Here is a 12,514-nt window from a genome sequence, read left to right as displayed (position 1 = left end):
CTAGCGCAACGCCGCATCGCAGCGCCCACAGACACCGGCGTGACTGTGTTGACCCACATCGGGCAAAATTTTCCAACACCGCTGGCATTTTTCACCGCTGGCTTTCGCAAAGGACACCGCCACCCTATCTGTGTCTTCTAAGACAAAGGCAGCCTCTGGCGCGGCTTGGGTCGAAATTTCAATGCCAGATGTGATACACAAATCGGCAAAACTCACAGACTTCAACACCTCGGCCACCTCTGCGGATACATAGACCACGGGTGCGGCCTCAAGGCTGGAGCCGATGTTCTTTTCACGCCGCTGCACTTCCAGGGCGCCGGTCACCACACGGCGCACCTTGCGGATGCTGGACCATTTCTCAGCCAAATCCGGATTGGACCAGCGCGATGGGGTCTGCGGCATGTCTTGCAAATGCACCGAACTGCCCTCCTCCGGGTGGCGCTCCAGCCAAACCTCTTCCATCGTGAAGGTCAGAACCGGCGCCAGCCAAGTCGTCAAACGGTGATAGAGAATATCCAAAACCGTCCGAGCCGCCCGGCGTTCTGCGGTATCGCCATCGCAGTAAAGCACGTCTTTGCGAATATCGAAGTAGAATGATGACAGATCCACGGTCGCAAATTGGAACAAGGCTTGGAAAACCCCTTGGAAGTCATAGGCTGAGTAGCCTTCCCGGACGGTGGCATCCAATTGCGCCAAACGATGCAATACCCATTGCTCCAGCTCAGGCATTGCCTCAGGCGCCACCTGATCTGACGGGGTGAAATCCGCCAGAGAGCCCAGCATAAACCGCATTGTATTGCGCAACCGTCGATAGCTATCGGCCACACCTTTGAGGATCTCCGGCCCAATCCTAAGATCACTGGTATAATCGGATTGCGCCACCCAAAGACGCAAAATATCCGCGCCATATTGCCGGGTCACATCCTCAGGCGAAACGGTATTGCCGATGGATTTGGACATCTTCATGCCCTTTTCATCCAGCGTGAACCCATGGGTCAACACGCCCCGATAAGGCGCGCGGCCCTGGGTGCCGCAAGATTGCAGCATTGAGGAATGAAACCATCCTCGATGTTGGTCTGTACCTTCAAGATAGAGATCGGCCAAGCCATCATCAGACCCATCTGCCCGGTCGCGCAACACAAAAGCATGCGTGGATCCGCTGTCAAACCAAACGTCCAAGATGTCGAACACCTGCGTGAAGTCCTCGGGTGCCACAATCCCGCTCAAGAAGCGCTCTTTCGCGCCCTCTTTATACCAAGCATCGGCTCCTTCGGCCTCAAAAGCCTCTAACACGCGGGCATTAACCTCTTCATTGCGCAGCAGATAATCGTCATCCGTGGGCAGGCTGCCGTTTTTGGTAAAACACGTCAAAGGCACGCCCCAGGCGCGCTGGCGCGACAACACCCAATCGGGCCGGGCTTCGATCATGGAATACAACCGATTGCGCCCGGTCGGCGGAGTCCAAGTGACAAGCTCATCAATGGAGGTCAGCGCCCGCTCGCGGATGGTCTTGCCATAGGTGTCTTGCCCATCGTTGACCGGCTTGTCGACGGCAGCAAACCATTGCGGCGTATTGCGATAGATCACAGGCGCCTTAGAGCGCCAGCTGTGCGGGTAGCTGTGCTTGATTTTGCCACGCGCCAACAAACCACCCACTTCGGCCAGTTTCTCAATAATCGCGCCATTGGCGTTGCCCTCTTTGCCATTGGGCTTGAGGATCGCCTTGCCGCCAAAGAATGGAAGATCCGCGCGAAAACGCCCATCTTCCATCACGTTATAGGTGATCACCTGCTCCAACATGCCCAAGTCGCGGTAGAGCTCAAACTCTTCCATGCCGTGCGAGGGTGCACAATGCACAAATCCCGTGCCTTCACTGTCGGTGACAAAATCAGCCGCGCGGAAGTCGCGAATATCATCCCATTCGCCCGCGCCACCTTCAACACCGTGCAACGGGTGAAGCAGCTGAATCTTCGCCAAATCCTCGGAGGTGATATCACAAAGGCGGCGATACATCGACGGATCAAGACGCGCACGGCCCAAGACATCTTCGGCCAGTGCATCTGACAAAATAAACCGCTCGCCGATCCGGGCCCAGCATTCCTCAGGCCGGCCGATCACCTCATACAGCCCGTAGGAAATTCCCGCGCCATAGACCACCGCCTTATTCGACGGCATGGTCCAGGGCGTGGTGGTCCATATCACAACTTTCGCACTGTCTAATGTCGCATCACCCGTGCCAACCACTTGAAATTTCACCCAAACGGTGAAGCTTTCCTTGTCGTGATATTCCACCTCAGCTTCCGCCAGGGCCGTTTTCTCCACAGGCGACCACATCACAGGTTTTGACCCTTGATACAGGGTGCCATTCATCAAGAATTTCTGAAATTCCGCCGCGATCACCCGTTCCGCATGAAAATCCATCGTCAAATACGGATTTTCCCATTTGCCGGTGATGCCCAGTCGCTTGAATTCATCGCGCTGGATATCGACCCAACCGGCGGCAAATTCGCGGCATTCCTGACGAAATTCGACCACAGGAACCGCGTCTTTATCTCGGCCTTTTTTGCGGTACTTCTCTTCTATTTTCCACTCAATCGGCAGCCCGTGACAATCCCAACCGGGGATATAGCGCGCATCTTTGCCCATCATTTGCTGCGAGCGCACCACCATATCTTTGAGGATCTTATTGAGTGCATGACCAATGTGCAGGTTGCCATTGGCATAGGGCGGCCCGTCATGCAGGGTAAAGCTCTCACGCCCTGTTTTCTCGCGCAATCGGTCATAGATACCTATCTCTTCCCAACGGGCCAGCCATTCAGGTTCGCGTTTTGGCAGGCCGGCACGCATGGGGAAATCTGTCTTAGGCAGATTGAGGGTGTCTTTGTAGTCAGGTGTTTGCTCGGACATATCTCGTCTCATCTTTAATAAACTGGGGAAAGGCGGCGCGGTGGGCTCCAACGCCTTTGGCCCGGCAGCTGCATTGTCACAGTGCCGGGGATATAATTCGTAGAATGATCAATATCCGTTCCATCTCGCGCCGGTTATAGGCCCCTCTGTGCCGCTGCACAACTGGCTTGACGCAGAGAGTTTGCCGCAGGGCAGAAAATTCCCTTCAGCGCGTCCGATCCGACAGGAAAACGCCCAAGAGTGCCCGCTTCATGAGGCCCGTCACACTGGGGGATGCCCCCGGCTGAAAGGCAAGGGGGCGGCACAGCTGCATGGCTGCAACCCCCACCCGCGCGGTCAAAGCCCCATTGATGACACCTTCGCCGAATTTTCTGGAAAACTTGGCCAAAACAGACCCTCCCGCAACCGACCCAATGAGATCATCACCAATGGCCACAGCCCCCGTTGCAATCACATGGGCCAAGACCAGACGCGTCAAACGCCAACTGCCAAAAAATCCTGAACGGCCGCCATATATCTCAGCAATCTTGCGGATCATGCGCAGATTGGTGACCAGAGTTGCGACCACATCCACCAAGGCGAGCGGCATCAAAGCGGTGAGGGTCGTGACCTGCCGGGCCGCGGCCTCGATCGTTTGCTCGGCCAAACGATCCAAAGGCGATAGCAGCGCGCGTTCTGCCGCCTCCATCATCCCATCGCCATCAAATATGTCTGGTTTTTGCTCCGCAAAACGGGCCATCTGCCAACGCAGCTCCTCCCGGCCACGGTAGAGTGCCTCAAGCTCGGCACAGACAAACTGCGCCTCGGCCAGCACCCCAGACCCGCGCGCAACGCTGGCCCTTTGCTGAATTTGATCAAGCCGCGTCAAACGGCGCAGGGCCGAGATTTCCTTGCCGACCAAGACCAAGGTCGCAACGCTGGCACCCACCAATAAGGCAACGGCCAACCACCCCAGGGCGGGAAAGCGCACGATCAGCCCGGTCAGAAATTCCCAGATGGCCAGGCACATACTCATCGCCACAAAGGCGCTGAAAAACCCAAAAGCCCAGCGCAGCGCCCGGCCAGGGCGGCGACCGAGCATCAGCGTTGTAGCCTGAAAATTGGTCGAGCGCTGCCCCGCATCCAGCCCCGCCTCAGGGATGGGTGGGGCGGTTTCAGGCGTCACATCTTGATCTGATGCCGGCAGCTCTACAACCAAAGGCGCATTGCGTTTCTCATCCATGGGTCTGCCTCCAACACAACATCATATCAGGCAGATTGTAATCATTATCCTGCCCATCACTGGTCTCCACCACCTGAAAGCCCAAGCTGCGATAAAACCCCTGCGCCCTCCGGTCACTTTGAAACACCCAAAGCCGAAGCTGGTCACATTGGGATTGCGCATAGCTCATGGCCGCGCGCCCAAACCCGCGCCTTTGAAACTGCGAGCGAATATAAAGCGATTGCACGATATCCCTTTCCAGAGCCAAAAATCCAACGCACTGCCCCCGCCAGTGCAACATCGTCACCTCAGAGTGATCCAGCAAGACACGGCCATAATCGGCCCGCTCCACCGGATCATGCACCGGAGGAATCCAGCTGTTCGCCAGATACCATTCCTCCAAAATTGCGCTGATCTCTGTGGCATCAGACAGGTCAGCCCGAGTGAAATGCAGGCTCACAAGACATCTCCAATCAAAAATTGCAGAGCTCGATCCAGGCGGATATGGGGCGGTCCGTAGCCCGGCGGCAAAGACAATGGCGCCGGAGCAAAGGCTTGATCGTGAAACGCACCCTCCTCCCACTGCGAAACGCCGGCCCGGGCTTGCGCCATAACCCGCGCGGGCGAGGCTGGAAACTCCCCGGGATAAAATCCCACGGTCTTACCAGACCCCAGCGCCAAGCCCTTTACGGCAGGCAAGCTTTGCCCGTGCCTATCCAAATCAATCTCAACCGTATTGCGCAGGGCCGCCATCGCGATTGAGCTGGTCAAGGCTCCCTTGAACCGCGCCGTGTCCCGCGCCGATTGCGTGAGCGCGGCCACCAAATCTTGCAATGCGCCATGCTGTAGGTGATGCAAGTGATCGGCCTTTGAGGCGGCAAATAAAATCCGGTCAATGCGCCGCCCGCGCAGCAATTCGCGCAAAAATCCCCGCTTTCCTGGACGAAACGCCCTCAAAATGCCTGTCATCGCCTGCTCAAGATCCGCGACGGCGGCCGGGCCGTCCGACAAGCTCTTCAGCAGATCCACCAAAACAATTTGCCGATCCAATTTCGCAAAATGATCGCGAAAGAACGGCTTCACGATCTTCTCCTGATAGGCCTCAAATCGCCGCTGCATTTCCGCACGCAAAGACCGCTTATCGCCCGCGCTCTTGGGCAAAGGCGCAAAGGTCAACACGGGGGAGCCGGCCAAATCACCGGGCAAAAGCATGCGCCCCGGGGTTAAATTTGAAAACCCTGCTTGCCGCGCCGCTGTGAGATAGGCCGCATAGGCTTTGGCCAATTGGGAGGCACTGACATCATCAAAGGGTTTTGCGCCGTCAACCGTGTTCAGTTTGGCGCAATATTCACTGGCCTGCGCGCGTCCTTCAGCCGATTGCAACGCTTGCTCTGACCACTGATCATAGGTCAAATCCAATAACCCCAAATCAAGCAGCCATTCGCCGGGATAATCCACAATGTCCAGATGCACCGTTTTTGACGGCGCCATGGCCGCGAACATCCCCTGCGGCGCGAGTTTGAACGACAGGCGCAACTGGCTGATGGTTTGGGTGCCTGGTGGCCATTGCGGCGCGGGGCGCAGTAAAGAATCGAGATTGGCCTCATAGTCAAAGCGCGCCAGCGTATCATCGGGCTGAGGCTGCAAAAAACTGGCCTGAATGCGCCCCTCACTGGCGGCCAAGAGCTGCGGCATCCGCCCTCGGTTGAGCAGATTGGCCACCAAAGAGGTGATGAACACAGTTTTTCCCGCACGGCTGAGCCCGGTCACCCCAAGCCGGATAACCCGATCAGTGAAACGCCCGGAGACCGCACCAACTGCGCTGCCTGCAGCATTGCCCAGGCGATCTGTCACTGAAGTTAAAACCATAGGGTCCCTTTGTCTTTGTCTCATAGATAGGAACCTGTATCCGCTTTGCCTAGGCTTAAACTGTCCCATGCGCGCATCTAAAAGACCTCCGCATAACGCCATCTCAACACGACATGAGCGCAGCGCCTGCCGGGGGGGCAGGCAGGCGCAGCCCGGTGTTGCCACCGGGCAAAGTGTTTTGGCGTGGCGGTTGGGGTATGCAGAGGTCTTTCGAAGCAATTCCAGTCAGGCTTTGCGGCAATTGCCAAATTCGCATGTACGGGGTAATGGCAGATCCATGCCTCGATATGCTCTCAAAATTGAATACCATGGCCAAGGTTTCTATGGCTGGCAGCGGCAAAATGATCTGCCCACCGTGCAAAGTGCACTGGAGCAGGCTTTGGCACAGCTTGAGCCTGATCTGCCCAGCATCGCGGCCGCCGGGCGCACCGATACGGGCGTGCATGGGCTGGGACAGGTCGCCCATTGCGACATGCGCAAAGCTTGGGATCCAATAAAACTCAAAGGCGCGCTGAATTATCACCTGAAACCCAATCGCATAGTCGTGCTCGATTGCCGGCAAGTGGATCCAGATTGGCATGCGCGCTTTTCCGCGATTGGCCGCGACTACCTGTTTCGACTTGTCTGCCGCGCGGCCCCGGTGACCCATGATGCCGGTTTGGTCTGGCAATCCAGGCACCCGCTGGATGCAGACGCCATGCGCGCTGGCGCCGCCTTTCTTGTGGGCAACCATGACTTCACGACTTTCCGCTCAACCATGTGCCAAGCGAAAAGCCCGATCAAAACCTTGGATGTCTTGGATATCACCACCCATGACTACCACGGGGGCCAAGAGATTCGCTTTCACGTCAAAGCTCGCAGCTTTCTGCACAATCAAGTGCGCAGCCTGGTTGGCACGCTTGAACGGGTCGGCGCCGGGGCTTGGCCGCCCGAGCGGGTGGCGGAGGCATTGGCGGCCTGCGACCGCGCCGCCTGCGGGCCGGTTTGCCCGCCCGATGGGCTCTATCTTGAACATGTGCGCTATGAACAGGACGTGTTCAGCTGGCCTTAGTCAGCATCGCCTAGTCAGTATAACCTAGTCATTATCACTCAAACCAGCCCCCGCCCCCGCAAGACGGGAGGCGTCGGTCTCTGGCACATAGGTCAATGCGGCGAAGCTGGCGACTTGCTGCCAAATTTCGGGCACCACTGCGCCGCGTGATACCTGCGGACGCACCGCCTCTTGTTCGGTGAAAACCACATCCGCCCCCTCCGCTGCAATCGACAGGCCGCGGGAGCGCGCGAGTGCATGGGCCAGATCACAGGCCGCCAAGCCGCAAAGACGCACCGGCTTCACCCCCAGCGCGGCCGCATCCGCACAGGCCGAAAAATCGCGCAGCAAAGCGGCACCCTGCACCGTCAGCCCGTCGGAAAAATCAAACTTCGCAGACTTCATAGGCAGGGCTAAATGCGGCAGCAAGGCGCCCAAGGCTTGCGGGCTTTCCGCCAAAGCCACGGCCACCTCTTGGGCCTGCCCCATTGGAACCCCCACGCCCCGGCAGGCTTTGAGCACCAGCATTTGCAGCTCATTGGACGAGACGATCATGGCGCAGACACCGGAAGCCACCAATCATCACGCGCAGTGCCATCGGCCAAATCTTGCGCCAGAGGTGCCCCCTGCGCCAGGGTAATCCGGGTCCAAAGCTGCGACTTTGGATCAAATTTACTGGCCCCAAAGAAGGACAATTTGCAGCGCAGCATATCAATTGGCGCCATATCCGCATCCACCAGATTGTCGCGAATCTCCGCATATGGATTTTGGGCCAAAGCCTGCACCCGCTGCACGGCATAGCGATGCTCAGGCAATTGTGCCAAAAACTGCCAAATAGGCCCGCTGTGACCGGTTAAATCCTTGGCAAGCTCCTGAATGCGGCGCGCGATATCAAGCGGGCTTTCCCGATCTGCACCCGGCTCCGATTGGCGCTGCCCGATGCGTGGCTCCAACTTGGCTTCAGAGACATACCAAAATTGCGCGCTGGCTTGCGGATCTGTGAAATCAATCTCGGTGGCAAATGCGCAATGCTCCTGCAAAAGCCCGCGCAGCTCATCACAGCTCATCTGCGGCTGCAAAACAGGGTCAAACGGGTTGGCCATACACTCTGTCAACCCATCCACCACATCGCCAAAAGGCTCGATCAGCCAGCTGACAGCCAGTTCTTGCAAATCAAAGCTGCCTGCACGGCTACGCTCCAAAAGCGCGTCAACAGCACCCTCCTGGCACAGCCCAGCCTCGGTCAGCCCCTGCGTGAGCCGCGCCCATTCTTGCCGCAGTGTGACAATCCGCGCTTGATGCATCGGGTCAGGGATATTCCACTCAAGCAAGTGTTGCGCGGCCCGGCGCGCCAGGGCGATCAGCCTCTGTGCCACGCCTTCGTCAATCTGCGCCGCGCGCACCCGCGCCAAAGCGGTCTCACGGCAAATCATCCAGGAGTGCAGCAAGAGGGGATGCGACACCAAAAACGGTGCCATGCCCAAGCCGGTTGAATTGCCAATGCCCAATTGCCGTTTCACCCGCGCCGGAAGAGGCGCCCCCCCCATATGCTCAATCAAATCATGAGTGAAGGCGCGGATCAGCCAAACGGTGAGCATTTCGGCCATGAAGGGCCCTTCAAGCCCCGGTCGTTGCGCCACGACACGCCGATCAGCAATGCCAAACTTGCCGTTGCCGTAAACCGCCGTGGTGCGCATCAAATAGCCGATCTGATGGATCATCCCCATCGGCAAGGCGCTGCCCGCGCGCAGGGCACCGACAATCTGCTCAAACAAGCGGACGGATTTATTGGCCCGCGACAGGCAGAGATCTTTTTGTGTGAACCGGCCCGCCTCTTGCAAGGGGGCCTGGCTTGACAGACGCGCAATCTCGGCGGCATCCGGCACCCCATCATACAAGACAAAGGCCGCATCCCAAGCCTCAGCAATCACCCGGTCGGTACGCATTTCTGGGTCAAGCGGCTGGGTGATGGCAAAGAGCGAATAGCGATGCCCGCCCAAGGTCACCGTATAAACTGCGGTGCCAAACCCATCCCCATCTATCTGCCAATGCGGCCGGCTCACCCGGCTGCCATCCGCGATCAGACGGCGGGTTAATGTGCGCAGAAACGACAGGCGCGAGGGAAACATAGACCCCATACGCCGCAAGCGCATCACCTCATCGGCCGGGCGCAAATCGGGCTGCTCGATCACGGAATCTTTCATGGCTTTACAAATGCCTCTTGCCAAAACCTCATCCAATTACCCCCCAAGAGGCCCGCGACTTCCGCCCCGGTCATGCCCGCCGCCTCTAGCCCCGGCGCCAGACCAGGAAAATCCCGATTGTCGCCAAACCAACTTGGGCAGTCCGGAAAGGCGACAGGCGGTGCGGGATGTTTACGCCAATGGCCATTACGCATCCAATTCACCACGCTGTCGGGTTGATCTTGGCACAGATCCGAGCCAATTCCAAACATCCCAGCCCGATAGCTTTGCATCATCTCCAGCGCCATTTCCGCGAAGTCAGCCAGGCTGCAATCGCTGCCGCCGCGCAGATGATGCGGATAAAGTGAAAAGCCCACCATGCCACCGCGCTCAGCCAAGGCTTGCAGCAAATCATGATGCAGGTTGCGCGGCGCGGGATGCCAAGCATCGGGGTTGGCATGGGTCACGGTGACGGGACGCGAAGAATAGGCCACCACATCCATCGCCGTTTGATGGCCCGCATGGGACAGATCAATGACCATACCGACGCGGTTCATTTCGTTGACCACTTCACGGCCAAAAGGGGTGAGACCGCTGTCATGGGGTTCAAAACAGCCAGCGCCAAGAAGGGATTGCTGATTATAAGTGATCTGGCAAAAGCGAATGCCCAATTGCGCTAGGATTTCAACCCGGCCGATATCCGCCCCAATCGCCAAAGGATTTTGCAGGCCAAATAAAATAGCGGTTTTGCCCGCAGCATTGGCCGCCCGGATCTCATCGCAGGTCACAGCCCGGGCAATCACATCGCCGCACTCCTCGAACCACCGATTCCAAACCTGCAGGTTTTGCACCACCCCAAGAAAATCTTCGTGGTATCCAACCGTCACATGAACGGCCGACAGGCGCCCAGCGCGCATTTGCTCAAAAACAGCGCGGCTGGGGACAATATATTGGAGGGCATCTATAAACATGCCATGACAGTAATTTATCACGGCAAATTGGCAAGAGCTTGTGCGACATCAACCTTTGCAATTGCGCCATCGCCCCTGAATGGGTCACATTTCGCGTCTAGCCATGTCGCCAATATCGGTGCAATGGCAGCACTTCTTCCTGTTTAACTTCTAAAATGCGCCCCCCGAAGGCCAATAAAAATTCATCAATTCGGCGCGCTGTCATTTTGGAAGCCTGTGCACCAAGCTGAGGCACTGCCCGATCTCCCATCGCATGGAGATAGGCCGAAAGGTTGCGCAATGGCAAAACAACATCTTCCAAAGCTGGCACTGCGCCCTCCGCGCTCGGTTTGGCCACCAACTGCTGAACGCCGCCGCGCGTGAGGCGCAGGGTGACCTGCGGATGAGTTTTGGAATCGACATCTGGTTGAAAATCTTCAAGTCGCAAACCTGGCAGGTCATAGAGGAACCAATCGCGCCGGACCGGCCGGCGCTGCGCGGCGCGCAACAGCTCCTCGCCCAATTCAGCAAGGTCTTCGCGCAGCCAATCGCCACCGCCATTGGCTTCCAGCGTCAAGCGATGCCCCGGCGCTTGTAACAACACGGAAAGCAGTCGCACCGCACCAGATGAGGTCAATTCGCCCGAAAATGTCAAAAAGGAGGCATTTTATTGTAAGCTGCTCATGATATCGCCCCAAAGTTAATAAAACCTCTATGACCCGAAAAGTCCTAACAATTGATTAAAGACTGTCGGTGGGCCGGTGGATTTAAGCATTAAATTGCCCGCCCCAAAAACGCGCCCCACGCATCCAAGGAATACAGCGATTGTGCCAAAGTTCTTTTGACCTAGGGGAAAAAACATGGATAAACTGCAGTCATCGCGGCCCAAAGGTCCAGGGGCGTGGCCGGTAGTTCATTAAATGACACGGAAAATTAAAAATAAGGATCGATAATTGGCAGGTGCCAATACTCACAACGAAGGGAAAAGAAATGTCTGATATCAACTATGGCGATCCAAACGCCACGCCCCCAATGGGGCAGGCTATCCCATTGGGATTGCAACACGTGCTGGCGATGTTCGCCTCAAACGTGACCCCATCTATCATCGTCGCCGGGGCCGCCGGTCTGGCCTTTGGCGGTGCAGAGCAGGTCTACCTCATCCAAATGGCCATGCTCTTTGCCGGCGTGGCAACTTTGTTTCAAACGGTTGGCATGGGCCCGATTGGCGCGCGTTTGCCCATCATGCAGGGCACCAGCTTTGCATTTGTCGGTGTTTTGGCCGGTGTGGCCGCAACACAAGGCTTGAGCGTCGCCCTCACCGCCTGTTTAATTGCCGGCATCATACACTTCGCTTTGGGTAGTGTGATCCAGAAGCTGCGCTTTATGTTCCCACCTCTCGTCACCGGTCTGGTGATCTTGGCGATTGGCCTCTACCTCATCCCCGTTGCGATTAAATACGCAGCAGGTGGCGCGGCAGATTTTCAAATGGCTGCTGAAAGCTTTGGATCCTTAAAGCATTGGACTGTGGCCTTGACCGTCGTCGTCGTCTCCTTGGCTTGTAAGTTCCTGACCAAAGGCCTGATTTCCAATGCAGCGGTTTTGATCGGTCTGATTGCCGGCTACTGTGTCGCCATTCTCGCTGGAATGGTTAGCTTTGGCGGCGTCACCAAAGCCGCTTGGTTCCAAGTGCCGACCGTTATGCCCTATGGATTCGAATTCAGCCTCGGCGCTGTGATCGGTGTCACATTGGTATCTGTCGTCTCGGCCATCGAAACTGTGGGTGATGCTTCAGCAACAACCAAAGCCGGCGCAGGTCGCGATGCAACCGATGATGAAATCGCCGGCGCGACCTATGCAGATGGTCTGGGCACAGCTGTCGCGGCCGTCTTTGGTGGCCTGCCAAATACATCCTTCAGCCAAAACGTCGGTATTGTGGGCATGACCGGCATTATGTCGCGTCATGTGGTGACCATCGCAGGGATTTTCTTGATCGTCTGCGGACTGATCCCAAAAATAGGGGCCGTCATTTCCTCCATGCCTTTGCCTGTTCTTGGCGGCGGCGTGATCGTGATGTTCGGAATGGTGGCTGCGGCCGGTATGAATATGTTGACCGAAGTGAAGATGTCCCGTCGCAACATGATCATTATCTCTGTATCGCTTGCGGTCGGTCTGGGCCTCAACCTGGTGCCAAGCGCTGTACAATATCTGCCTGGTATCTGGAAAACTTTGGCAACTTCTGCCGTAGCGCCAACAGCTTTGCTGGCCGTGGTGCTTAACTTGATGCTGCCTCAGGACGACTGATTGTCCGCGTGAAACACGCCAACATTGCCCCCGCATCGAAAGACGCGGGGGTTTTTTAATGATGATTGGCCAG

The 12,514-nt window shown here is 57.2% G+C and carries 10 protein-coding genes; 2 read left to right on the top strand and 8 right to left on the bottom strand.

All coding sequences use genetic code 11. The annotated features are described in order from the left end of the window. From ileS to RCA23_RS04645, 4 genes are all read right to left on the bottom strand, one after another. Positions 1–2,907, bottom strand: coding sequence for an isoleucine--tRNA ligase (ileS, locus tag RCA23_RS04660; RefSeq protein WP_044049308.1), 2,907 nt, complete (start codon positions 2,905–2,907; stop codon positions 1–3). 205 nt (positions 2,908–3,112) lie between these two features. Next, on the bottom strand, positions 3,113–4,129 hold the full coding sequence (locus tag RCA23_RS04655) for a YcjF family protein (RefSeq protein WP_044049307.1): 1,017 nt from the start codon (positions 4,127–4,129) through the stop codon (positions 3,113–3,115). Beyond that, positions 4,122–4,568, bottom strand: coding sequence for a GNAT family N-acetyltransferase (locus RCA23_RS15930; RefSeq protein WP_052377041.1), 447 nt, complete (start codon positions 4,566–4,568; stop codon positions 4,122–4,124). The genes RCA23_RS04655 and RCA23_RS15930 overlap by 8 nt, the downstream gene beginning before the upstream one ends. Further along, on the bottom strand, positions 4,565–5,977 hold the full coding sequence (locus RCA23_RS04645; protein ID WP_044049306.1) for a YcjX family GTP-binding protein: 1,413 nt from the start codon (positions 5,975–5,977) through the stop codon (positions 4,565–4,567). Before RCA23_RS04645 ends, RCA23_RS15930 begins: the two co-directional genes overlap by 4 nt. Positions 5,978–6,254: 277 nt before the next feature. Between RCA23_RS04645 and truA the strand changes: the two genes are divergently transcribed. Then, complete coding sequence (truA, locus tag RCA23_RS04640; RefSeq protein ID WP_044051291.1) at positions 6,255–7,028, top strand: tRNA pseudouridine(38-40) synthase TruA; 774 nt, start codon at positions 6,255–6,257, stop codon at positions 7,026–7,028. Positions 7,029–7,052: 24 nt separating this feature from the next. On the opposite strand, the gene RCA23_RS16650 is transcribed toward truA, so the two are convergent. From RCA23_RS16650 to RCA23_RS04620, 4 genes are all read right to left on the bottom strand, one after another. Continuing rightward, positions 7,053–7,583 carry a hypothetical protein gene (locus RCA23_RS16650; RefSeq protein ID WP_201770476.1) on the bottom strand — a complete coding sequence of 177 codons (531 nt, stop codon included), beginning with the start codon at positions 7,581–7,583 and terminating at the stop codon, positions 7,053–7,055. After that, entirely contained in the window at positions 7,559–9,211 is a 1,653-nt protein-coding gene (locus RCA23_RS04630; RefSeq protein ID WP_044049303.1) for a hypothetical protein, read from the bottom strand. Before RCA23_RS04630 ends, RCA23_RS16650 begins: the two co-directional genes overlap by 25 nt. After that, positions 9,208–10,161: a membrane dipeptidase gene (locus RCA23_RS04625; protein ID WP_044049301.1), complete on the bottom strand. Its 954-nt coding sequence runs from the start codon at positions 10,159–10,161 to the stop codon at positions 9,208–9,210. Before RCA23_RS04625 ends, RCA23_RS04630 begins: the two co-directional genes overlap by 4 nt. 97 nt (positions 10,162–10,258) lie before the next feature. Then, the gene (locus tag RCA23_RS04620; protein ID WP_169701329.1) at positions 10,259–10,759 is read right to left on the bottom strand and encodes a hypothetical protein; all 501 of its coding nucleotides are present in this window, start codon (positions 10,757–10,759) and stop codon (positions 10,259–10,261) included. Between the two features lie 371 nt (positions 10,760–11,130). Between RCA23_RS04620 and RCA23_RS04615 the strand changes: the two genes are divergently transcribed. Further along, positions 11,131–12,441, top strand: a complete 1,311-nt coding sequence (locus RCA23_RS04615) for a uracil-xanthine permease family protein (RefSeq protein WP_044049297.1) — start codon at positions 11,131–11,133, stop codon at positions 12,439–12,441. Positions 12,442–12,514 lie beyond the last annotated feature (73 nt).

Origin of the sequence: Planktomarina temperata RCA23, assembly GCF_000738435.1 — a bacterium.
Classification (GTDB): Bacteria; Pseudomonadota; Alphaproteobacteria; order Rhodobacterales; family Rhodobacteraceae; genus Planktomarina; species Planktomarina temperata.
Note: the sequence above shows the minus strand (reverse complement) of the source record. Positions and strands in the feature narration are given on the sequence as shown.